This is a genomic window from Photorhabdus thracensis (assembly GCF_001010285.1).
GTDB classification, from domain to species: Bacteria; Pseudomonadota; Gammaproteobacteria; order Enterobacterales; family Enterobacteriaceae; genus Photorhabdus; species Photorhabdus temperata.
Window position 1 is genome coordinate 469,472 of record NZ_CP011104.1, and the last position, 22,689, is coordinate 492,160.

25 protein-coding genes and 2 pseudogenes are annotated in these 22,689 nt (G+C 49.9%); 11 read left to right on the top strand and 16 right to left on the bottom strand.

Features of this window, described 5'->3' with window-relative positions; genetic code table 11:
• Window position 1 precedes the first annotated feature (1 nt).
• From proB to gpt, 3 genes are all read right to left on the bottom strand, one after another.
• On the bottom strand, window positions 2-1,105 hold the full coding sequence (gene proB / locus VY86_RS01645) for a glutamate 5-kinase (protein ID WP_046976649.1): 1,104 nt from the start codon (window positions 1,103-1,105) through the stop codon (window positions 2-4).
• Window positions 1,106-1,237: 132 nt separating this feature from the next.
• A complete protein-coding gene (gene frsA, locus VY86_RS01650) occupies window positions 1,238-2,494 on the bottom strand; it encodes an esterase FrsA (protein WP_046973697.1) in 1,257 nt (418 codons plus the stop codon).
• A 14-nt stretch (window positions 2,495-2,508) separates the two neighbouring features.
• Window positions 2,509-2,970, bottom strand: coding sequence for a xanthine phosphoribosyltransferase (gpt, locus tag VY86_RS01655; RefSeq protein ID WP_021325967.1), 462 nt, complete (start codon window positions 2,968-2,970; stop codon window positions 2,509-2,511).
• 256 nt (window positions 2,971-3,226) lie between these two features.
• On the opposite strand from gpt, the gene pepD reads away from it, so the two are divergent.
• The 4 genes from pepD to VY86_RS26375 all read left to right on the top strand — a co-directional run bounded on the left by pepD (window position 3,227) and on the right by VY86_RS26375 (window position 7,488).
• Window positions 3,227-4,687 (top strand): beta-Ala-His dipeptidase, encoded by a 1,461-nt coding sequence (gene pepD / locus VY86_RS01660; protein WP_046973698.1) that lies wholly within the window; start codon window positions 3,227-3,229, stop codon window positions 4,685-4,687.
• A 209-nt stretch (window positions 4,688-4,896) separates the two neighbouring features.
• Window positions 4,897-5,211, top strand: a complete 315-nt coding sequence (locus tag VY86_RS01665) for an antitoxin (RefSeq protein ID WP_046973699.1) — start codon at window positions 4,897-4,899, stop codon at window positions 5,209-5,211.
• A gap of 162 nt (window positions 5,212-5,373) precedes the next feature.
• Complete coding sequence (locus VY86_RS01670) at window positions 5,374-5,778, top strand: type II toxin-antitoxin system YafO family toxin (RefSeq protein ID WP_046973700.1); 405 nt, start codon at window positions 5,374-5,376, stop codon at window positions 5,776-5,778.
• Window positions 5,779-7,437: 1,659 nt separating this feature from the next.
• Window positions 7,438-7,488, top strand: coding sequence for a hypothetical protein (locus VY86_RS26375; RefSeq protein WP_420800619.1), 51 nt, complete (start codon window positions 7,438-7,440; stop codon window positions 7,486-7,488).
• A gap of 73 nt (window positions 7,489-7,561) precedes the next feature.
• On the opposite strand, the gene VY86_RS01675 is transcribed toward VY86_RS26375, so the two are convergent.
• The 4 genes and pseudogenes from VY86_RS01675 to VY86_RS01690 all read right to left on the bottom strand — a co-directional run.
• Window positions 7,562-7,894, bottom strand: coding sequence for a hypothetical protein (locus VY86_RS01675; RefSeq protein ID WP_052760756.1), 333 nt, complete (start codon window positions 7,892-7,894; stop codon window positions 7,562-7,564).
• 1 nt (window position 7,895) lies between these two features.
• A complete protein-coding gene (locus VY86_RS26380; RefSeq protein WP_052760757.1) occupies window positions 7,896-8,279 on the bottom strand; it encodes a hypothetical protein in 384 nt (127 codons plus the stop codon).
• A gap of 21 nt (window positions 8,280-8,300) precedes the next feature.
• Window positions 8,301-8,606, bottom strand: coding sequence for a hypothetical protein (locus VY86_RS01685; protein ID WP_011148374.1), 306 nt, complete (start codon window positions 8,604-8,606; stop codon window positions 8,301-8,303).
• Window positions 8,607-8,618: 12 nt separating this feature from the next.
• Window positions 8,619-9,080: pseudogene (locus VY86_RS01690) on the bottom strand (HNH endonuclease); the annotation flags it as partial.
• A gap of 98 nt (window positions 9,081-9,178) precedes the next feature.
• On the opposite strand from VY86_RS01690, the gene VY86_RS24400 reads away from it, so the two are divergent.
• Together VY86_RS24400 and VY86_RS22860 are read left to right on the top strand one after the other, a co-directional pair.
• The gene (locus VY86_RS24400) at window positions 9,179-9,352 is read left to right on the top strand and encodes a hypothetical protein (RefSeq protein WP_158019886.1); all 174 of its coding nucleotides are present in this window, start codon (window positions 9,179-9,181) and stop codon (window positions 9,350-9,352) included.
• Window positions 9,353-9,643: 291 nt separating this feature from the next.
• Window positions 9,644-10,006 (top strand): hypothetical protein, encoded by a 363-nt coding sequence (locus VY86_RS22860; protein WP_071880952.1) that lies wholly within the window; start codon window positions 9,644-9,646, stop codon window positions 10,004-10,006.
• Window positions 10,007-10,035: 29 nt separating this feature from the next.
• Here VY86_RS22860 and xerC (VY86_RS01700) read toward each other — a convergent pair whose 3' ends face one another.
• From xerC (VY86_RS01700) to VY86_RS01705, 3 genes are all read right to left on the bottom strand, one after another.
• Window positions 10,036-11,037 carry a site-specific tyrosine recombinase XerC gene (gene xerC, locus VY86_RS01700; RefSeq protein ID WP_046976652.1) on the bottom strand — a complete coding sequence of 334 codons (1,002 nt, stop codon included), beginning with the start codon at window positions 11,035-11,037 and terminating at the stop codon, window positions 10,036-10,038.
• A 490-nt stretch (window positions 11,038-11,527) separates the two neighbouring features.
• Complete coding sequence (locus VY86_RS24405; protein ID WP_158019887.1) at window positions 11,528-11,863, bottom strand: hypothetical protein; 336 nt, start codon at window positions 11,861-11,863, stop codon at window positions 11,528-11,530.
• Between the two features lie 48 nt (window positions 11,864-11,911).
• Window positions 11,912-14,689 carry a CHC2 zinc finger domain-containing protein gene (locus VY86_RS01705; RefSeq protein WP_046973703.1) on the bottom strand — a complete coding sequence of 926 codons (2,778 nt, stop codon included), beginning with the start codon at window positions 14,687-14,689 and terminating at the stop codon, window positions 11,912-11,914.
• A 132-nt stretch (window positions 14,690-14,821) separates the two neighbouring features.
• On the opposite strand from VY86_RS01705, the gene VY86_RS01710 reads away from it, so the two are divergent.
• The 3 genes from VY86_RS01710 (at window position 14,822) to VY86_RS01720 (ending at window position 15,797) form a co-directional block, all read left to right on the top strand.
• A complete protein-coding gene (locus VY86_RS01710; protein WP_046976653.1) occupies window positions 14,822-15,184 on the top strand; it encodes a helix-turn-helix domain-containing protein in 363 nt (120 codons plus the stop codon).
• A gap of 78 nt (window positions 15,185-15,262) precedes the next feature.
• Window positions 15,263-15,586 carry a SymE family type I addiction module toxin gene (locus VY86_RS01715; protein WP_046973704.1) on the top strand — a complete coding sequence of 108 codons (324 nt, stop codon included), beginning with the start codon at window positions 15,263-15,265 and terminating at the stop codon, window positions 15,584-15,586.
• 13 nt (window positions 15,587-15,599) lie between these two features.
• Complete coding sequence (locus VY86_RS01720; RefSeq protein ID WP_046973705.1) at window positions 15,600-15,797, top strand: DUF7706 family protein; 198 nt, start codon at window positions 15,600-15,602, stop codon at window positions 15,795-15,797.
• A gap of 54 nt (window positions 15,798-15,851) precedes the next feature.
• Here the strand turns inward: VY86_RS01720 and VY86_RS01725 are convergent, their stop codons facing one another.
• The 3 genes and pseudogenes from VY86_RS01725 to VY86_RS26265 form a co-directional block, all read right to left on the bottom strand.
• On the bottom strand, window positions 15,852-16,325 hold the full coding sequence (locus tag VY86_RS01725) for an SMI1/KNR4 family protein (RefSeq protein WP_046973706.1): 474 nt from the start codon (window positions 16,323-16,325) through the stop codon (window positions 15,852-15,854).
• Window positions 16,326-16,508: 183 nt separating this feature from the next.
• Complete coding sequence (locus VY86_RS01730) at window positions 16,509-16,811, bottom strand: hypothetical protein (RefSeq protein ID WP_046973707.1); 303 nt, start codon at window positions 16,809-16,811, stop codon at window positions 16,509-16,511.
• A gap of 99 nt (window positions 16,812-16,910) precedes the next feature.
• Window positions 16,911-17,006: pseudogene (locus VY86_RS26265) on the bottom strand (RHS repeat-associated core domain-containing protein); the annotation flags it as partial.
• Between the two features lie 98 nt (window positions 17,007-17,104).
• Here VY86_RS26265 and VY86_RS24410 point away from each other — a divergent pair.
• Window positions 17,105-17,248 carry a hypothetical protein gene (locus tag VY86_RS24410; RefSeq protein ID WP_158019888.1) on the top strand — a complete coding sequence of 48 codons (144 nt, stop codon included), beginning with the start codon at window positions 17,105-17,107 and terminating at the stop codon, window positions 17,246-17,248.
• 425 nt (window positions 17,249-17,673) lie between these two features.
• A complete protein-coding gene (locus VY86_RS24415) occupies window positions 17,674-17,895 on the top strand; it encodes a hypothetical protein (RefSeq protein WP_158019889.1) in 222 nt (73 codons plus the stop codon).
• A 29-nt stretch (window positions 17,896-17,924) separates the two neighbouring features.
• On the opposite strand, the gene xerC (VY86_RS01745) is transcribed toward VY86_RS24415, so the two are convergent.
• The 3 genes from xerC (VY86_RS01745) to VY86_RS01750 form a co-directional block, all read right to left on the bottom strand.
• On the bottom strand, window positions 17,925-18,926 hold the full coding sequence (xerC, locus tag VY86_RS01745) for a site-specific tyrosine recombinase XerC (RefSeq protein WP_046976652.1): 1,002 nt from the start codon (window positions 18,924-18,926) through the stop codon (window positions 17,925-17,927).
• Between the two features lie 490 nt (window positions 18,927-19,416).
• Window positions 19,417-19,752, bottom strand: coding sequence for a hypothetical protein (locus tag VY86_RS24420; RefSeq protein WP_158019887.1), 336 nt, complete (start codon window positions 19,750-19,752; stop codon window positions 19,417-19,419).
• 48 nt (window positions 19,753-19,800) lie between these two features.
• Window positions 19,801-22,578 (bottom strand): CHC2 zinc finger domain-containing protein, encoded by a 2,778-nt coding sequence (locus tag VY86_RS01750; RefSeq protein WP_046973703.1) that lies wholly within the window; start codon window positions 22,576-22,578, stop codon window positions 19,801-19,803.
• Window positions 22,579-22,689 lie beyond the last annotated feature (111 nt).

Genomic DNA, 22,689 nt, shown 5'->3' on the forward strand with positions numbered 1-22,689 from the left:
CCTAACTCACAATCATGTCGTCACGATGAACCGCAACAGCACCATATTCATAACCGAGAATTTGGTTTATCTGCTGTGAATGGTGGCCTGCAATCAAACGCAAAGCATCACTGTTATAACGGCAAACGCCGTGCGCCAAATCCTTACCAGACAGGCTACGAATACAGATAACTTCTCCACGGGAGAAATCACCTTTAATATTTTTAATCCCTTTCGGCAACAAAGAGCTGCCTTTTTCACAGATTGCGGTTTCAGCACCGTGATCAACAATAATTTCACCAGCAGGTGGGGCGCCAAAAATCCAACGCTTGCGATTTTCCATCGGGCTTTCCAACCCATGAAAGCGAGTCCCCACCGGATTACCTTCAATGACATCCGTGATAACATCAGGTTTATTACCGGCAGCAATAATGACATCAATACCGGCCCGGCCTGCAATACCCGCTGCCTGAAGCTTAGTCGCCATTCCACCCGTCCCTAAACCGGAAACGCTATCACCGGCAACCATACGTAATTCGTCGCTGATGTCATAAACTTCCGGAATAAGTTCTGCATTTGTATTACTACGCGGATCAGCGGTATATAGCCCTTCAATATCAGTCAATAATAACAGTTTATCTGCTCCACCCAGAATTGCTGCCAGTGCAGATAAATTATCATTATCACCCACTTTAATTTCCGCAGTTGCAACCGCATCATTCTCATTGATTATAGGAACAATGCGATTATCAAGCAGGGCATTTAAGGTATCTCTGGCATTTAAAAAACGCTCCCGATCTTCTAAATCCGCACGGGTCAGTAACATTTGACCAACATGAATACCATAAATAGAAAAAAACTGTTCCCACAGCTGAATCAACCGGCTCTGACCTACTGCCGCCAGCAATTGCTTAGAAGCAATAGTTGCAGGTAAATCCGGATATCCCAGATGCTCCCGGCCAGCCGCAATAGCACCGGAAGTTACAATAATAATACGGTGGCCTTTTTCATGTTGTTGAGCACATTGGCGTACCAGCTCTACAATACGAGCCCGGTTCAGACGACGAGAGCCGCCGGTCAATACACTTGTCCCCAGCTTCACAACCAATGTTTGGCTACCATTCATCATATTTTTGCCGTTATATTTAATTTGAAAAAACAGCGTTCAGTTTTAGCAGGAGAGAAGCGTTATGCCAACAGGCATAACGATAAATTGAAAAAATGTGAGTTCAAAATAAACTTATGCCATCAATTTCAACTAACCCATTTTATTTTTCAACCACTGACTGGTTTCCTGTAATGCCTTATTGAAGCTGCTGTAAACAGGGGTTGTCGGAATAGTCAATAATTTACCGTCCATTGATGACATTGCTATCAGCTTTGATTCTTCCTTCGGGCTGAAAATATCATTCTGCCAGTAACCAGCTAGCATAGGAACGGAACAACGTCGGCCCAACAGACCTTGTTTTTTAAGGGAATAACAACCAAGTTCGAGGCGAAACGCATTTTCATCCACATTATAAATACCCATCCGGCTGGCAAACATATCGAGATACATCACAGGGGCATTTTGCTGGCGTTCAGCGCTATTGAGCCACTCATGAACAATAGCGCCAAAAGTCGCAATACATTTGATACGTTTAGATTCCAAATATGCCAGGCGGACAGCAATATTAGCACCAAAACGGAAACCAAAAACGCCAACCCGTGTATGGTCAATCCAAGGGATGTCATCCAGTTGATGGATTATTTGTTGATGCAGAGTACAAGTATCCTGTGTCAATCGCAGACGTGAGCAGTAACCCACTGAAGGCATATCCACAGTCAGCATGGCGAATCCCAAAGGTGCCAGATAATCACGGAATAACTGATAATAATCGCTTTGCAAATTATCTAAGCTACCACACACCAGAATAGTTGGAGAGGGTCCTTGTGGTCGTTGAGGCAAATGCAGAAAGCCAGTTACACAACCGCCCTCTTTCAGTTTGAACTCTATCTTCCTCAACTGATAATCAGAACAACGAGCCGCATTTTCATAGGCTTTATTCGCCAAAACAACGGCCTGCTGAGACAGATCATCACCTTTGAGATGAGGATAACCGGCGATGCTATACAAATTGGCCGCTTTCAACCAGAAATTACCCGCTTCGGCGGTCTGTTCTGTCTGTTCTGTCTGTAACGCTCTCTGTTGCCACAGCATCGCCTGATGTGACCATTCAAAAATCCAATTACCTTTACGGTACCCAGCCACCGTATCCAGTAAATTATCATCACTGCGTTGAGCGTTTGCCATGGCAATCCGGCACAAAACTTCGTCTATCTCAAAAGGATCAATTCCCCGCCAAATCCACATCAGCCGGTTAATCATACGATACCAGCTCCCATGACTATTACCATCCAACGTATTGTCATTACCGGCAATCAGCCGGGGATGGCGATGCTTTACCAGCGTGGAAGTTTCCTGATGCTTTTGTCTTGGCTTAAAAAGTGATTCTGAAAGATTTTGATTTGCCATAACAAATGCTAAGTTTATTTACTTTCACAAATTGGCGGAACGAATACTACACTCATATCCCAAGGTTGCTCGATCCAAGTATCTTGCGGAATATCAACAACATAATCATCAACAAGAGGACGACCTGCCGGTTTGGCGAAAATAGTCACAAAATGCGCTTTTGGATACATATCACGAATAACCTGAGCGGTGCCTCCAGTATCAACCAGATCATCGACAACGATGAAACCTTCACCATCACCTTCCGCTTTTTTCAGCACTTGCAGATCACGTTGATTATTATGGTCATAGCTGGAAATACAGACAGTATCGACATGACGGATACCCAATTCACGCGCCAGAAGCGCCCCAGGGACAAGACCGCCCCGACTCACAGCAATAATGCCTTTCCACTGTTCGACAGGGAGTAAACGTTGTGCCAATTTACGGGCATGTATTTGCAACATATCCCAGGTTACGACATATTTTTCGCTCATAAGAATGGATCCCGGCAACTTAAGAATATCTCAGAAAAGAGTTTTCGCAGAAAAAGTTGCGCGAGATTATATTGATTTAGGTCAGCAAAAACCAGCGGAAACAGGGAATCGATGAATCACATTATCCTTACCAAAGGAAAGTGGTATTCTGAGCTCAATAGCATCAAAGCGTTAATCGCTCGTAATAATAAAACCTATGTCTCTGGTAGAGAGTAGTATTTCCATCTTATTGAGATGCAGTCACAGGAGATTCGTCGTGTCAGAACTATCACAATTATCCCCTCAGCCTCTGTGGGACATCTTTGCCAAAATCTGTTCTATCCCTCACCCTTCTTATCATGAAGAAGCGCTGGCAACCCACATTGTTCAGTGGGCGCAGGAAAAAGGCTTGCACGTTGAACGCGATCAGGTTGGCAATATTCTACTCAGAAAGCCAGCCAGTAAAGGGCTGGAAAATCGTAAAGCGGTTGTTCTGCAAGCTCACCTTGATATGGTGCCGCAGAAAAACAACGATACAGAGCATGACTTTACTAAAGATCCTATCCGTCCTTATATTGATAGTGAATGGGTTACTGCACAGGGTACAACATTGGGTGCAGATAATGGTATTGGCCTGGCGTCAGCATTGGCAGTGCTGGCTGATGACAATGTAAAACATGGTCCTTTGGAAGTTTTACTGACCATGACGGAAGAAACTGGAATGGATGGTGCTTTTGGCCTGCAACCGGGCTGGCTACAGGCTGATATTTTAATCAATACCGATTCAGAAGAAGAAGGCGAAATCTACATGGGTTGTGCCGGAGGTATCGATTTCACCACAACGTTAGCACTTACCCGTGAAACGGTTCCGGCTCACTACAAAACACTAAAACTCACCATCAAAGGTCTGAAAGGCGGGCATTCCGGTTGTGATATTCATTTAGGGCTGGGTAATGCCAACAAACTACTGGCACGATTCCTTGCTGCCCATACTGAGGAACTGGAGCTAAAACTGCTCGAGTTCCAAGGCGGTACTCTGCGTAATGCCATTCCACGTGAAGGTCATATTATTGTTGCCGTCCCCACCGATAAAACAGTGCGGCTAACCCAACTGAAAGATAAATATCTGGGTATCCTGAAAAATGAATATGCCATCGTCGAGAAAAACCTGACTGTATTGCTGGAAGAGGTTGAAACCGATATTCAAGCACTGACTGATGATTGCCAGAACCGTTTTATCTCATTGCTGAACAGTACACCAAACGGCGTTATCCGTATGAGTGATATCATCAAAGGCGTAGTAGAAACTTCTCTCAATGTGGGCGTTGTGGCTATGGACCAAGATAAGGTAAATATTATTTGCCTGATCCGCTCGCTTATCGACAGCGGCAAATCCTATATTATAGGTATGCTCGGTTCCCTAGCAAAACTGTCAAACGCTGAAATTTCCGCTAAAGGCGATTATCCAGGCTGGCAGCCGGATGCAAATTCCCCGGTTATGCATCTGGTACGTGAAACTTATCAACAGCTGTTCGATAAAACCCCCAATATTATGGTAATTCACGCAGGGCTGGAATGTGGTCTGTTTAAGAAACCTTATCCTGATATGGATATGGTCTCTATCGGGCCAACTATCACAGGCGCTCACTCCCCTGACGAACAGGTTCACATCAAAAGTGTTGGTCAATATTGGCAACTGCTGACCGCAGTCCTGAAAGCTATTCCTGAAAAATCTTAATCGAATCTCCCCTGCTCCGATTAGTAGCAGGGGAATTACCACTCAAGCAATAGTTGCCGATCAATTTGTGGATCCAGCAAAGTCACATGCAGGCCCACTAAAGATAAGCCGATCAACGGTCTACAAGATACTGATTTCAGATCAAATATAGAGCTATACTTAGCTCTATATTTGATCTATTGTATAATTTTTCCGAGCGGAGGTTTTCCATGTTGCAGAAAGTCATGTGTGGCTACACAACAGCTATCAGTAAGTTTAAATCCAATCCCAGTGCAGCATTGGCAGAAGCCCAGGGAGATGCTATTGCTGTTTCATCTAACAATCAGATCCAGTTCTACGCTGTTCCTGCTGCGCTTTTTGAAGAAATGAGCGCGTTTTGTGAATATGCGCAACGGGGAAGTACGGAGTTGAAAAGCATCCCGGCCAATTTCACCGGAGAAGGGCTAAATATGAATAAAATAGCTACTAAGATGGCTGCAAAAATCAAAGAGGGGATGTCCGGGGACTACGAAGAATGGTCGTAAGATATGGACATATCTCTCCGAAGAAAGGATACGACCATTCTTTAGTGATCTACTGGTGATGAACAGCGCCCTTCATCACCAGCAGATCATGTTCACCAAGGTGAAAATGAAATAAAGAAAATAACGGAAAAGTCACTAAACAATTAATAAGGAAACTCAGCGGTGATAAGAACATTCACGCACCGTGTTTTGAAAGAGGCTTTAGGCGAACAGAGAACCAAGGCTCTGGTTGATGACTTTTGGGCCTATAAAGAGGGAAAAGGCTTACCCATTACCTTTGGTCGGGACGTTCCCTACCTATTTACGCATAACCGATCTTACCTTGAATTGCAGCACCTGCATTTCAAAGACAAAGGATTTCCACTCAAGCTAGTGCAATTTAAACGAACCAGTGGTTATGTTTTAGTTTATTGCCTTGGTTTCTTCGACGCCAACACCTACCTGTTAATCTCGATTATCAAACACTGGGATCACAACAAACCCAATGATGTAGCTGAAACGGACAGAGATATCAATTTAATGAACGAGCTAGAAAAAATCGCAGAAGGCTTTCGGGAAAAATACTAGGCTGATGGTAATAAGCGAACATTTGTTACTCGGATTTTTCATAATTGATGATTTAATCGATTTATGAAAAAGTTTATTCCCGTTGAAAACGTTATTAAAATCGATCCCTTTTGGATAATAGATTGCCTGATTAATCTATTAATATTCTTATTTAATTTTTTTCGGGATATATAAGCATTAACAAAACCAATTTTTTCTCATTTTTCACTTATAGCTTTATGAGAGGCAAGTTTTAAACTGTTATTAAAAATCATTATTTAACCGTTGTTTTTACCCCCTTTAATAGCTGAGTTTAATCATCATGGGATACCGTGTTTTACATTTCACAAACGTTAATCATACCCGCGTTTTATCTTTACTGATTCTACTTTACCAGCAATCCTGAGTAGTTTTCACCTGATGGTATAAAGATACCCTTTTATGTTTTTTCGGATAATATTCTTTTTCTCGCTGATTTCTTTTCAACTCTCTGTTAATGGTTAATGGAATTCGATTAGATTTAATTAACATCATTTTAAAAAATTTAATTTATGGTTAAATCCGATCTTTATATAAAATCTTTAATATATCTGTTTTCTTAATTTCAGATAGTCATAGCAAGCCAAGTAAATTTAAAATAATAACGCTGTAAGTAACCTGGGATTTTACTCAGTTAAATTATTTACCTTTTGGTTTTGTTATTCCAATTTTTCATGATTGATGATTTAATTTGTTTATGAAAAAGTTTATTCACTGATTGAAAACGTTATTTAAACCAGTTAATTTTTTAAATATATTATCTAATTAACCTCTCCTATGTTCTTATTTATCCTTTTTCACTGATGTTTTTATGATGAGCAGCTTTTAAATTGTTATTAAAAGCCATTTTTTTAACCTCTATTTTCAATTGGTATAATAAGGTTTTAATCGTTGTTTTTACTACTTTTAATACCTGTTTTATATTAAGTTTAATCATCATGATATATTGTATTTTACGTTTAATCTACGTTGATAATACTCACTTTTTATCTTTATTGACGTTGTTTTACTGGCAATCCCGAGCAGTTTTCATAAATCATCCTCTTTTATTTTATCCTGATAAATCAACTCGTAAATAGACTGACAGTATAAAAATACCCTCTTATGTTTTTTCGGATAATATTCTTTTTTTCGCTGATTTTTTCAATTTTCCGTTAACGGCCAATGAACTTCGATTAAATTTCATTAACATCTTTTTAAATAGCTGCACTTATAGTTAAATCCGTCCTTTATATAAAAGCTTTAATATCTCTGTTTTTTTGCTTATAAATGTCATGGCAGGTTAGGCAAATGTAAAATAAGTGGAGGATAGCATTGCCGATAAAAAGTTAAATATGGATGTGAATAGGCCGTTAAAGGGAAATACAGATAAAAAGATAAAATGAATCCTTTTAAAAGGGTGATATCGAGTAAAGCGTTTTTTGTTCCGAGAGTTTTCTTATTTTTTAATTAAAAATTTATTTAATGAATAGTTTTCATTGAGATATTTTTGTAAATCTAATAGTTTTTCCGTTTCCTGCTTGTATTTAAATTTTCCCATTTTCATTAAATTAACACTCGGATTTTATCGTTTTTACTTTTTACTATATTTGATTTTTAGGTTTAAAAACTGACGAGGAAGCGTATCAGATTAAGGATGCCATCGGTAAGCTCCAGTCGGCGCTGGCTTATCACGGGTATGCGCCCCGGTAGATCATAAGCAAACCGGAAGATTGTGGAAATCTTCCGGTTTCAAATTTTATTTATTAAGTATTAAGGTATTAAATCAACTTCCCTTTATATCAAGTAAATAATCAAGTTTTGGTTTCCATATATTTTCCCATTTATTTTCTATATCTATTGAATAATTCTTTATATGGTAATAATCATTCTCATCATGGTGAGATAGAAAACATTGTTCAACGCAACCAATAACCCATTTCAATAATTGTTTAATTTCAAGATCATCATCATAACTTAAGAAAACCTCAGTAATTTCAATAAATTCCGCCATCAAATTCGGGCAAAAAATGGATTCTTCAAATAATGAATAACAAAATGTTCCTTCAATTAAATCATCCTTATTTTCTAGAAGGCGAAGTTTAATATTCTCATTCATATCAGCAACCTGGTCCTTTTCTTTTTGCCGCTTTAATTGATTTTTTCTCATTATAGGAACCATCTAAATTGAACACTCCTTTGGACTTATCCAATGATGAAAATGTCTCGTAGTGATCTTTGTGAAGATTATCTAAATAAAAATAATCATTTTTCTTAAAAGCTACGCCTTCAACTTTTACTTTGCCTGTGAATTTATAAATTTCAGCCCCTTGAAATTTCTTTCTGGTTGTTTGGGCCGCATCACCGACGATTTCAAGAAAACTCAATCCCCACGGATCAATCCACATCATCGGGTTCGGGGCATAAGTGTATACGTTTATGCCCCCATTCAGCCCGATCGGGTCTTCGGGTCGATCCCGACGCCATCCAGGCCGGAAGATCATAAAGATCTTCCGGTTTGCGGCTTAATCTAGAAAATCATCGTATACAAGATAATGTATCACTGCTTCAATTAAATCCTCTTTAATCGCATTAGGATTGTGTTCCAGTTTGTTATCGATAATATCTGCAAACATGGGGCATTCTAGAAATGTTCCATGAGTTTCATCCATATCAAACTCTTCATCATCATTTTCAGCCAGATAATAATTTTTATTTAAAATATCTTGGGTAGATTCTGTATCAAAGTCTTTATCAATATAAATCCAACCAACATCAGGCAGTTGTTTATAAAGACTAAGTAACTGATCGAAGCCACTAATTGTTTTCATATAATAACTCCATTACTTGCGGCATTTATTCCCACCTCCCCATTTATCTCTACCACCCGACCCATCAGGATGATAAATCTTGTGATAAGTTTTATGATCATATCGGTCAACCAGACTTAATTTCCCTGGCTGATTCTCATGATGCCAAGTCATATTCTTTGGTGAAGTCCCTTTAAAGTTCCCTTTAGAATTTGGTTGAACATGCTCAACCACACTCGGATATTTAGTCTGCATTTCACGCCTGAATGCCGGATCGTGCTGCATTCTTTCGTACACAGATTGGTTGCCCCGTTTAAAGTGCTGACCATCGGATAATTGATATTCCGATGAATTCAGGGTGTGTTCATGGAAGACATGGTACTTCCCTAAACCCCGTTGCCCTTCACCCTTGTATAGCCCCAGCGGATCGATCCAATTCATCGGGTTAGGCGCATAAGTATATAAGTTTAATCCACCTGCTAAACCAATGGGGTCTTAGGGACTATCCCGACGCCATCATACAGTTTAGCGGACCTTTCCCCCTGATTTAGCAGCCTTTTTCTCCACCGTTTTTTCCCACCCTGTTAAAGAACATGCCAACTGGCCCCGACGGGCACTTTCCCGATGTTAGCGCATTTTTTCCCCGACGTCAGCGCCGGGTTTCGCCCCGCTTTGCCTGCCGGAACCGGGTTTCGCCCCGCTTTGCCTGCCGGAACCGGGTTTTATTGGGAACCCGTGGCGGCGGTGCAGCTTGTCTGCGCCGCTGACGCGGGTTGGCCGGGTGCGGGCTGGCGAAGCCCGCAGGTGAAGCTTTTCAGCGGGGAGCCCCCGCTCGCGGGGGCGGACGGGGCGGAGATGGCGAGTACGGGAACGAGCGAGGAGCCTGCGACTGCGAGCCGGACGCAGCCAGTGCAGCAGGGTTGGGCGGGGGCCATAAATTGCGCCAGCTTGCTGGCCTGCCTTCAGGGCGGTTGACCTTGACGGACTGACCGACAACGGTTTAAGGCGGATTTTCGCCCCGGAGCCGCCACGGACGGCGGCGACTGCGGCGGCCGGTTTTGGCTCTGGGGCTGACAGCAGCGGGTGAGCGGGCGAACCCGGTGCGCCACACTGCTCTGAGAAGCTCAACCCGGCGGCCAGCCGCGCACCGGGGCCAAGGTAACCGCGCAGCGCCCATGGGTGGGCGGTGCCGACATAATGTGCCGTTAAGCGTTGTGGGCCGTGTAGGCCCATTTCGCTTAATGCCACATTATGTTCATTGGGGGCTGACCGGCAACGGTGCTGACAGAGGACGCGACGGCTTAATGCCGGGCGGCCACCATTTACCGCCGGCACGCCGAAGGTCGGCAGGCAGTCTGTGCGCAGGGACGCGCTCAGTCTGCCTTTCACTGCACTCCACACGCTCACAGGGAACCGGCTAACATTAAGATTGTCCGGCAACACAGCACGTTCAGACCGGCTTCGGGCTGTCCGGCTTGTCACTCTCCGCCTGCTTGTCGTCTGGCGTGGCCTGCTTTGACTGCCGTTCTGCCGGGTGGGTCTGCTCATGCACTTGCTTTAAGTGACCGATGGCCACCCGCGTATAGATTTGCGTCGTCTCCAGTTTCTCATGCCCCAGTATCGCCTGGATGTGCCGGGTGTCCGCGCCGTTCTCCAGCATCTGGGTTGCCATTGAGTGGCGGAACAGATGACAGGCCCCCGGTTTAGTCAGTTGCGCCTGTTTACGGATGCTGTCGGCGGCTATCCAGGTTAACGTGCCCTTTGCCAGTCCCCGGCCTTTCCTGGTGATAAACAGGTGTCCACTGTCACCCCGCCGCGTTAACTCGGGCCGGACGCTGAGCCAGCGGCTTAACCAGTGCAGCGCCTGTTCGCCGATGGGCACCACCCTATCTTTACGGCCTTTACCCTGTCTGACCAGCACCACCCCGCGCCCGAAGTCCACCTCGCTTAACAGCAGGTTGGCTACTTCCATCCGCCGGATACCGGTACTCCACAGTACTTCAAGGATAGCGCGATTTCTCAGCCCGGTTGGGGTGTTGATATCCGTTGCGGCTAAGACCGTGTGGGTTTCGTCTTCATTCATCACCTGTGCTGGCAGCCGTTTTTCTTCTCTTGGCAATACCATGTTATCCGTCGGGTTATACAGGATATGGTGACGTTGCAACAGCCAGCGGAACCACTGACGTAAGACACTCAGGCGGTCCCGCTGACTGCCCGGGCTGTAGGGCTGGCCGTTCGCTTTACGGGCGCTTCTCAGCCAGCGCTGGTAACTTTCCAGTAACGGCAGGCTGACCTGCGGTGCCGTCATCACGCCACGCGCTTCGCACCAGTTGACGAACGGCAACAGCCGCTCTTCATAGGACTCTTGTGTCCGTTCGCTTAAGCCCTGTCCTCGTACGGCTTCCAGCCAGGCGGCCAGATGCTGGCGTAAAGTGGCGAAGCGGGCTGGGATGGCGTCGGGTTGACCGTGGGTCTCCGTCACCGAGGGACGTTTTTTTCTGTCTGGTGAGGCGAGGGTTGCCGCCGGGCTGGTCGGGATAGCGTGCTGTTGCTGCAACCAGTCGAACCACAGGCGTAAGGCCCGCAGGCGTCGGCGCTGACTGTCCGGCGGGTAGGGCTGGCCGTTGGCCTTGCGGTATTGGGTCAGATACTGCTGCCAGTTTGCCAGTAACGGCCCGGTGACCTGAGCGGCGGATATTACGCCCTGTTCCTCGCACCAGCTGACGAACGGCGACAGCCGTTCATGACGGGCGGACTGGCTCTTTTGACTCGCCCCCTGCAACAGCAGGTTATCCAGATACGCCTCCAGATGCTGGCGCAGGGTCAGCCGGGCAGGTTCAGATTGACGTTTAACGGGTGATGACATGATGGGATTTCCTGTAGAGAACAGCGGTTAGTGTTATCAGTGTGTGATACATCACTACGGTACGATGGCTTGATTCTTAAGTGGCCGGAACAGTCCTTTTCTGTCTGCCCCAACTTGCGGACCGCTCAGCCCGGTATTGCTGCGGTCTGGCGTCCATTTCCCGGCCTCCAACTTGGGCCCAACTTGACCCCAACTTGAGGGCAACTTGCGGTTCAGTCAGTCCAACTTGCGTCGGTCGTATTCCGGGTTTTCGGGTTCTATGATGTACTGGCAGTACGATACGACGGCTTTTTCTTATTATTGCCGGAACAGTGTTTTTCAACCGTCCCCAACTTGCGAGCCGTTCCTCCCAGTATTGCTGCGGTCTGACGCCGGTTTCCCGCCCTCCAACTTGGGCCCAACTTGATCCCAACTTGAGGGCAACTTGCGGTTCAGTCAGTCCAACTTGCGTGAGTCATATTCAGGGTTTTACCGGTTTTTCCGGCGCTGTCAGGTCAATCAGGCCGCACAGATGGGCTTCTTCTGCGCTGTCGCCGTTCCACAGCAGTTCATACTGCAACAGATGGCCGCGACTGCCGCCGTGGACTAACAGATATTCCATGTCGGCCAGTCGCTGACAGTGGACTTTTAACTGGTTATCGCTCCACTGGGTGTAATGGCGGATATCGCGGCGGGTAAAGCGGACCGCGTTCACCGGGCGTTGCTGCGCTGTCGCCGTCTCTTTCACCATCGCTTGTATCAGCAGTAACAGTTTTCGGGTCTGGGGCGACATTTCATCCAGCGTGCGGCCTAATATCTCGTGGGCCAGCCGGTTTGCTAAGCTAATATCGTCTTTGGTCACCTCGATATATTCAAGCCGTTTGCCCCGGTGTTCCGCGGTCTTCACCTCGCGCTGGTGCTGATGCAGCAGGGCGATACTTTGTATCAGGGTGAGATATTTCATGTGGTCGCGTCGGGTGCGGGTTTTATCGCTCATGAACGTTAACTGTGAGGCATAAGGGTTAACCACATTCAGCGGGCGCAACAGCCGCTGGGCGTTTTGATGCAGTTCGGTGATATATGCCTTTTCATTCTCGGCCAGTAGACCTTCCAGCGTTTGTTTATGGCGCTGCAAGGCGTGGATAGCTTCGGTCTGCTCCCGCGATTCGTTTACCGTCAGCACCAGACAGCGGTTTAACAGCTCTTCATCCACATCTATCGCGGTGGTGGTGAGCATCAGCATCACCGGCCCTTTTACCGTGTACTGTTTGGTCACCAGATTCCCGCTGGCGTCATCTTTACCGGTGCTGGCAATGGTCAGTTCGCCGTCGCTTTGCAACAGTTTGAGCGCATAGGCGGCCTGCCTGACGCCTTCCTCTTCGGCAATGGCTAAGATTTTATGCTGGAGATTGGTTTCCCCCAGATAGAACAGACTCTGGCCGGTCATGGCGCTGTATTGCAGCCGTTCTTCTTCCGGTATCAGATTGAGTACCGCATCCATTAAGCTGCTTTTCCCTGCCGCCGAACTGCTTTGTATCAGCACGGCCAGCGGACGGTCCAGCTTGCGACTGACGGCGGCTAAGTAACCGGCCAGCAGGTTAGTGGATTCGCCCACCACGCCACAGGCGGCTAAGTCAGCGGTGATGCGTTCACTCAGTTTCGGGTCTTGCAGCAGCGCCAGCGCCGCAGCCCGCTGGTCCTCGCTCAGTTCGGGAACCGGTGGGGGTTCGGTTTGTTCACTGACGCCGGCCTGTTGACACTGTTCCAGTACCAGCAACACCTGCCCCAGTGCCCGGCGCAGGTCACCTTCGGCCAGCCCGAGTTCGGTGGCGGCCAGCCGCGCATACCCGCCCCGGCTGCGGGCGCTCATCATGTCCACGCTGTCGGCAAACATCACGCCGCTGTCGGTATCAACGACCTGAACATTCACTTTCATCACCGCCGCCCCGGCTTTCACCTGTGACAGGCCCCGGATACCCCACTGTTGTGTGCCCAGCGTCAGGGATATCTCGCCGTTAGCGCCGGTTTCCCAGACCACATTCGGCATTGACGGCAACGCGGCTATACCGGCGGCTAATGTGCTGACTGTTTCCGGCACCGGAACCGGCTGATGTTCAGCCAGTGCGGCCCGCTCTGTTGCAGTGGTGGCCTGTACCTCTGCCGCTTCCTGCATCGGCACGGCACTGTCGAGCAACAACCCGAAGGCCCGTTCCGGCTCAGCGACCTGACACAGATAGCCGTTGGCATCCATGCCCTCGGGGAACACCACCCGGAACACGGTGATACCGACGGCGGTCAGTTCGGCGGCCAGTTTTACCGCCGCTTCATTGCCTGCCGGATCATTGTCGTAGGCGATCAAGACCTGCTTAACGCCATGCCGCCGAAACGCCTGCCGCATCTCATCGGTGAAGCCGTTCACCCCATAGGCGGCGGTGACATGGCGGTGACCGGCCACCCAGAACGACAGGGCGTCGATCAGGGATTCACAGAGGATGACCGTCCCTGAACTGATCAGCGCCGGCTCATTCCATATCCCGCCATGTGCGCCGGGAAGGTACAGATGCAGCGGCGTTCCTTTACGTAAACGGTCGGTGATTTTGCGCCCGTAGATCTCGCGGATCTGGCCGTTCGGGTCGATAACCGGTATCACCAGCGAACCGGTAAAGTGCTCGTGCCCGCTGTCGCGCATCAGCCCCACGGCCCGAAGACGGGCGCGGATCTGTGCGCCGGCCTGCACCGCCTTGATGGGCAGGCGATAGGCTAACGTGCGGTTGGCAAAGCCCAGTTTAAACTGGGCGACTAATTCCGGGTGGTTGAGCCGGCGTTTTTCCAGATAAGCCAGGGCTTCGGGGGCATTCAACAGCGTATGATGGTAGAACCCGACGACCCGACTGAGCAGCGCCTGCCGTCCGGCGTCATCATCGGCCAGCATGGCGGGTTCATCCGGTTTCACCAGCGGGGCCACCGAGGGGTTATCTCCCAGTATCCCGCGCAACTGTTCCACGGCCCGGCGCAGACTTAAGCCTTTGGTTTTCATTACCCAGTCCAGCACGGAGCCGCCGGCATCACAGCCAAAACAGTGATAAAGATTTTTTGCCGGTGAGATAACCATTGACGGGGTTTTCTCCTGATGGAACGGGCACAGCAGCACGTAATCTTTGCCGCGTTTAAAGAGCTGTCGCCCCTGTTGCTCCACCACGGCGACTAAGGAGACGGCGGCTTTCAGGTGCTGTAATTCTGCTTCCGGGATGCGTGCCATAAGTTTGTTCCTTTGAAACCTTGTCAAGACCACTAATATGTTTTATTATGGCACATATATATGTACTATCGTCAAGTGGATATTAATCAAGGGGGTAAAATCATGAGTCACTCGGTTTACTGGTGCTTATCTATGCCCTTATCTGAACGACTCATTGCTTTACGTAAGCAACGTAGCTTATCTCAGCAGGCGATGGCTGATGCTATTGGGATTCATGCTAATAGCTGGAAGAAGTACGAGACAGGGCAGGCTCAGCCTTCCCTCGATGTATTGAAGAAGATCGCGACTTCGCTGAATGTCAGCACGGACTTTTTGTTATTTGATGAACATGAACGTGTGCCAGTTGATGAACTGTCCTTGCAGTTTGAAGCCATCAGCCAGCTTCCTGATGATGAACAGAGTATTGTTCGTGAAGTGCTGGAGAGTTTAATTATCAAGTATCAGTCCCGACGTTGGGATTCAGCCAGACAGGCAGCGAAGAAGAAAGAAGAGTAACGAATAAAGCTAACGCGGATTGCCAGTGCGCCAACACTGACAACCCGCTCACCACAGCAACTAATAGGAGTAGTCACTATGGCTAAGGCGCATTCTAAAGCAGAAGCGGCAGTAAATAAAGCTGTGAAAACAGAACGTTATTACACGGTGGGCTATGTGCCGAACGGGAATAAGGTCAACAACGCCACACCGGCGATACATTTGAAGGGGCTGTGGCTGAGACAGGCGGGGTTTAATACTGGCGGCCAGATTACGGTGAAGGTGATGGATGGCTGTCTGGTTCTGATTCCTGACAGTGAAGCCACACAACACTATCAGCAGCAATACCAGCGGCAGCAAAGCCAACTTAATGAGATTAAGCTGCGGATGCGGGAGATGCTGGCTGAATACAACGCGGGCTAAGGGAGAGGATAAAATGAAAGTGGTGATTGAGCATTTGCAGGACATTCAGTTAACCCACATTGAAGCGCTGGCCTTGGCCCAACTGGTTAAACGACTGAACTGGGCGGAGATACGCGCCTGTGCCGTGAATGACGAGGAAGCGTATCAGATTAAGGATGCGATCTCTAAGCTCCAGTCCGCTCTGGCTTACCGTGGGTATTCACCAAGGTAGATCATAAGAAGACCGGAAGATATCGAAGGATCTTCCGGTTTTGATTCGAAATCATTATTGAGTTAAAACATCTAAATCAAAATGTTCTGGTTGGAAACCTCTGTTAACAACAAATTCAAAAAAATCCTCTTTTATTGATTCAATGCTTCCATCCCCTGATGAATCAAAAAAATATACTTCATTTTTATATTGAGTCTTCTCTTTTAAAAAACCGTAATAACCACCAGTTTCATCATCACTAAAAGCAATGAAACCTTGTGGCATTGAGACCATTTCATATTCTTTATTCTTAACAGGTAAATACCACTCACTATTAGGATTAAGAGAGTAAATATTCACGAATGCAAAATACCCGGCATTATAATTATTTGAAAAATAAATATATTCATCTGGTAAAGTTCCTCCTACAAGCAACTCTACTTGTTCTATATCCTCCTTACTTGCCAAATATTCATCTCCTGATAAAAACCAATTTGGTTTGATGCTTTTTACATAATTAACAACTCGTGAGAATTCATGTGTATTCATGTTAGTACCAAAATAAATAAGTTTTCATAATTATGCTCCACTTCCAACCAGCCCTTGTGTACCAAGATATACAGCCTTTTCATCCAAGTGGTCTGTAGAATCAATGAGATAGGCTACAGAACCAATGTTGTTCAAAAAGAAAACAAAAGGCATAGGTGTATCAGTATTATGGAAAGCTATTTATTAATCGTAAATTAGATGAGGATATATTTGCTCTGCACCTTGTTCTCTTGCTCTATACCACCAATGTAATTTCCTATCCGCATCTCGCATGGCCGGTGTGACACCCTGATTAAATTTATTTGGATGTAATGCAGTATTGCCTCTATGAACGTTTGGTAAAACTTCATGGATGGCAGAGCCTGGCATTTGATGAGCATGATGTAGATCTGGCGAGCCTAAACCTTTAGGTGTTCTTCCATGCAATCCATTAAATATGTCTTGTTTACTCCAGTCTCCAGATATTCTGACGGGCTTATCATTCACTCCATAACCAAAACCCGTTTTTGTATTAGGTTTACTGAAATTAGATGATTCTCTGGCGGCTTTACTTGCTGCGATATTGTCCAGAACACGTTGTTTGATTACTGGGCATGTTGCCAGCCCCAGAGGATCAACCCATCCGGTGGGATTATGGACATACGAATACGGGTTCGGACCCCCATTTAGCCCGAGCGGGTCTTAGGGACTATCCCGACGCCATCATACAGTTTAGCGGACCTTTCCCCCTGATTTAGCAGCCTTTTTCTCCACCGTTTTTTCCCACCCTGTTAAAGAACATGCCAACTGGCCCCGACGGGCACTTTCCCGATGTTAGCGCATTTTTTCCCCGACGTCAGCGCCGGGTTTCGCCCCGCTTTGCCTGCCGGAACCGGGTTTTATTGGGAACCCGTGGCGGCGGTGCAGCTTGTCTGCGCCGCTGACGCGGGTTGGCCGGGTGCGGGCCGGCGAGGCCCGCAGGTGACGCTGTTCAGCAGGGAAGCCCCTGGGGGCTGCACGGGGCGGAGATGGCGAGCACGGGGACGAGCAACGAAGCGCAGCGCAGTGCGAGCCGCGCGCAGCCAGTGCAGCGGGGTTGGGGCGGGGGCAATAAACCGCGGCCAGCTTGCTGGCCTGCCTTCCGGGCTGTTGACCTTAACGGACTGACTGACAACGGTTTAAGGCAGATTTTTGCCTCGGAGCCGCCAGGGAGGGCGGCGACTGCGGCGGTGGGTTTTGGCACCGCGGCTGACAGCAGCGGGCGCAGCCCGGTGCGCCTCTGGGGCTGAGAAGCTCAACCCGGCGGCCAGCCGCTCACCGTTGTTGAGGTGGCCGCGCAGCGCCCTGCGGTGGGCGGCGCCGACATAATGTGCCGTTAAGCGTTGTGGGCCGTGCAGGCCCATTTCGCTTAATGCCACATTATGTTCATTGGGGGCTGACCGGCAACGGTGCTGACAGAGGACGCGACGGCTTAATGCCGGGCGGCCACCATTTACCGCCGGCACGCCGAAGGTCGGCAGGCAGTCTGTGCGCAGGGACGCGCTCAGTCTGCCTTTCACTGCACTCCACACGCTCACAGGGAACCGGCTAACATTAAGATTGTCCGGCAACACAGCACGTTCAGACCGGCTTCGGGCTGTCCGGCTTGTCACTCTCCGCCTGCTTGTCGTCTGGCGTGGCCTGCTTTGACTGCCGTTCTGCCGGGTGGGTCTGCTCATGCACTTGCTTTAAGTGACCGATGGCCACCCGCGTATAGATTTGCGTCGTCTCCAGTTTCTCATGCCCCAGTATCGCCTGGATGTGCCGGGTGTCCGCGCCGTTCTCCAGCATCTGGGTTGCCATTGAGTGGCGGAACAGATGACAGGCCCCCGGTTTAGTCAGTTGCGCCTGTTTACGGATGCTGTCGGCGGCTATCCAGGTTAACGTGCCCTTTGCCAGTCCCCGGCCTTTCCTGGTGATAAACAGGTGTCCACTGTCACCCCGCCGCGTTAACTCGGGCCGGACGCTGAGCCAGCGGCTTAACCAGTGCAGCGCCTGTTCGCCGATGGGCACCACCCTATCTTTACGGCCTTTACCCTGTCTGACCAGCACCACCCCGCGCCCGAAGTCCACCTCGCTTAACAGCAGGTTGGCTACTTCCATCCGCCGGATACCGGTACTCCACAGTACTTCAAGGATAGCGCGATTTCTCAGCCCGGTTGGGGTGTTGATATCCGTTGCGGCTAAGACCGTGTGGGTTTCGTCTTCATTCATCACCTGTGCTGGCAGCCGTTTTTCTTCTCTTGGCAATACCATGTTATCCGTCGGGTTATACAGGATATGGTGACGTTGCAACAGCCAGCGGAACCACTGACGTAAGACACTCAGGCGGTCCCGCTGACTGCCCGGGCTGTAGGGCTGGCCGTTCGCTTTACGGGCGCTTCTCAGCCAGCGCTGGTAACTTTCCAGTAACGGCAGGCTGACCTGCGGTGCCGTCATCACGCCACGCGCTTCGCACCAGTTGACGAACGGCAACAGCCGCTCTTCATAGGACTCTTGTGTCCGTTCGCTTAAGCCCTGTCCTCGTACGGCTTCCAGCCAGGCGGCCAGATGCTGGCGTAAAGTGGCGAAGCGGGCTGGGATGGCGTCGGGTTGACCGTGGGTCTCCGTCACCGAGGGACGTTTTTTTCTGTCTGGTGAGGCGAGGGTTGCCGCCGGGCTGGTCGGGATAGCGTGCTGTTGCTGCAACCAGTCGAACCACAGGCGTAAGGCCCGCAGGCGTCGGCGCTGACTGTCCGGCGGGTAGGGCTGGCCGTTGGCCTTGCGGTATTGGGTCAGATACTGCTGCCAGTTTGCCAGTAACGGCCCGGTGACCTGAGCGGCGGATATTACGCCCTGTTCCTCGCACCAGCTGACGAACGGCGACAGCCGTTCATGACGGGCGGACTGGCTCTTTTGACTCGCCCCCTGCAACAGCAGGTTATCCAGATACGCCTCCAGATGCTGGCGCAGGGTCAGCCGGGCAGGTTCAGATTGACGTTTAACGGGTGATGACATGATGGGATTTCCTGTAGAGAACAGCGGTTAGTGTTATCAGTGTGTGATACATCACTACGGTACGATGGCTTGATTCTTAAGTGGCCGGAACAGTCCTTTTCTGTCTGCCCCAACTTGCGGACCGCTCAGCCCGGTATTGCTGCGGTCTGGCGTCCATTTCCCGGCCTCCAACTTGGGCCCAACTTGACCCCAACTTGAGGGCAACTTGCGGTTCAGTCAGTCCAACTTGCGTCGGTCGTATTCCGGGTTTTCGGGTTCTATGATGTACTGGCAGTACGATACGACGGCTTTTTCTTATTATTGCCGGAACAGTGTTTTTCAACCGTCCCCAACTTGCGAGCCGTTCCTCCCAGTATTGCTGCGGTCTGACGCCGGTTTCCCGCCCTCCAACTTGGGCCCAACTTGATCCCAACTTGAGGGCAACTTGCGGTTCAGTCAGTCCAACTTGCGTGAGTCATATTCAGGGTTTTACCGGTTTTTCCGGCGCTGTCAGGTCAATCAGGCCGCACAGATGGGCTTCTTCTGCGCTGTCGCCGTTCCACAGCAGTTCATACTGCAACAGATGGCCGCGACTGCCGCCGTGGACTAACAGATATTCCATGTCGGCCAGTCGCTGACAGTGGACTTTTAACTGGTTATCGCTCCACTGGGTGTAATGGCGGATATCGCGGCGGGTAAAGCGGACCGCGTTCACCGGGCGTTGCTGCGCTGTCGCCGTCTCTTTCACCATCGCTTGTATCAGCAGTAACAGTTTTCGGGTCTGGGGCGACATTTCATCCAGCGTGCGGCCTAATATCTCGTGGGCCAGCCGGTTTGCTAAGCTAATATCGTCTTTGGTCACCTCGATATATTCAAGCCGTTTGCCCCGGTGTTCCGCGGTCTTCACCTCGCGCTGGTGCTGATGCAGCAGGGCGATACTTTGTATCAGGGTGAGATATTTCATGTGGTCGCGTCGGGTGCGGGTTTTATCGCTCATGAACGTTAACTGTGAGGCATAAGGGTTAACCACATTCAGCGGGCGCAACAGCCGCTGGGCGTTTTGATGCAGTTCGGTGATATATGCCTTTTCATTCTCGGCCAGTAGACCTTCCAGCGTTTGTTTATGGCGCTGCAAGGCGTGGATAGCTTCGGTCTGCTCCCGCGATTCGTTTACCGTCAGCACCAGACAGCGGTTTAACAGCTCTTCATCCACATCTATCGCGGTGGTGGTGAGCATCAGCATCACCGGCCCTTTTACCGTGTACTGTTTGGTCACCAGATTCCCGCTGGCGTCATCTTTACCGGTGCTGGCAATGGTCAGTTCGCCGTCGCTTTGCAACAGTTTGAGCGCATAGGCGGCCTGCCTGACGCCTTCCTCTTCGGCAATGGCTAAGATTTTATGCTGGAGATTGGTTTCCCCCAGATAGAACAGACTCTGGCCGGTCATGGCGCTGTATTGCAGCCGTTCTTCTTCCGGTATCAGATTGAGTACCGCATCCATTAAGCTGCTTTTCCCTGCCGCCGAACTGCTTTGTATCAGCACGGCCAGCGGACGGTCCAGCTTGCGACTGACGGCGGCTAAGTAACCGGCCAGCAGGTTAGTGGATTCGCCCACCACGCCACAGGCGGCTAAGTCAGCGGTGATGCGTTCACTCAGTTTCGGGTCTTGCAGCAGCGCCAGCGCCGCAGCCCGCTGGTCCTCGCTCAGTTCGGGAACCGGTGGGGGTTCGGTTTGTTCACTGACGCCGGCCTGTTGACACTGTTCCAGTACCAGCAACACCTGCCCCAGTGCCCGGCGCAGGTCACCTTCGGCCAGCCCGAGTTCGGTGGCGGCCAGCCGCGCATACCCGCCCCGGCTGCGGGCGCTCATCATGTCCACGCTGTCGGCAAACATCACGCCGCTGTCGGTATCAACGACCTGAACATTCACTTTCATCACCGCCGCCCCGGCTTTCACCTGTGACAGGCCCCGGATACCCCACTGTTGTGTGCCCAGCGTCAGGGATATCTCGCCGTTAGCGCCGGTTTCCCAGACCACATTCGGCATTGACGGCAACGCGGCTATACCGGCGGCTAATGTGCTGACTGTTTCCGGCACCGGAACCGGCTGATGTTCAGCCAGTGCGGCCCGCTCTGTTGCAGTGGTGGCCTGTACCTCTGCCGCTTCCTGCATCGGCACGGCACTGTCGAGCAACAACCCGAAGGCCCGTTCCGGCTCAGCGACCTGACACAGATAGCCGTTGGCATCCATGCCCTCGGGGAACACCACCCGGAACACGGTGATACCGACGGCGGTCAGTTCGGCGGCCAGTTTTACCGCCGCTTCATTGCCTGCCGGATCATTGTCGTAGGCGATCAAGACCTGCTTAACGCCATGCCGCCGAAACGCCTGCCGCATCTCATCGGTGAAGCCGTTCACCCCATAGGCGGCGGTGACATGGCGGTGACCGGCCACCCAGAACGACAGGGCGTCGATCAGGGATTCACAGAGGATGACCGTCCCTGAACTGATCAGCGCCGGCTCATTCCATATCCCGCCATGTGCGCCGGGAAGGTACAGATGCAGCGGCGTTCCTTTACGTAAACGGTCGGTGATTTTGCGCCCGTAGATCTCGCGGATCTGGCCGTTCGGGTCGATAACCGGTATCACCAGCGAACCGGTAAAGTGCTCGTGCCCGCTGTCGCGCATCAGCCCCACGGCCCGAAGACGGGCGCGGATCTGTGCGCCGGCCTGCACCGCCTTGATGGGCAGGCGATAGGCTAACGTGCGGTTGGCAAAGCCCAGTTTAAACTGGGCGACTAATTCCGGGTGGTTGAGCCGGCGTTTTTCCAGATAAGCCAGGGCTTCGGGGGCATTCAACAGCGTATGATGGTAGAACCCGACGACCCGACTGAGCAGCGCCTGCCGTCCGGCGTCATCATCGGCCAGCATGGCGGGTTCATCCGGTTTCACCAGCGGGGCCACCGAGGGGTTATCTCCCAGTATCCCGCGCAACTGTTCCACGGCCCGGCGCAGACTTAAGCCTTTGGTTTTCATTACCCAGTCCAGCACGGAGCCGCCGGCATCACAGCCAAAACAGTGATAAAGATTTTTTGCCGGTGAGATAACCATTGACGGGGTTTTCTCCTGATGGAACGGGCACAGCAGCACGTAATCTTTGCCGCGTTTAAAGAGCTGTCGCCCCTGTTGCTCCACCACGGCGACTAAGGAGACGGCGGCTTTCAGGTGCTGTAATTCTGCTTCCGGGATGCGTGCCATAAGTTTGTTCCTTTGAAACCTTGTCAAGACCACTAATATGTTTTATTATGGCACATATATATGTACTATCGTCAAGTGGATATTAATCAAGGGGGTAAAATCATGAGTCAC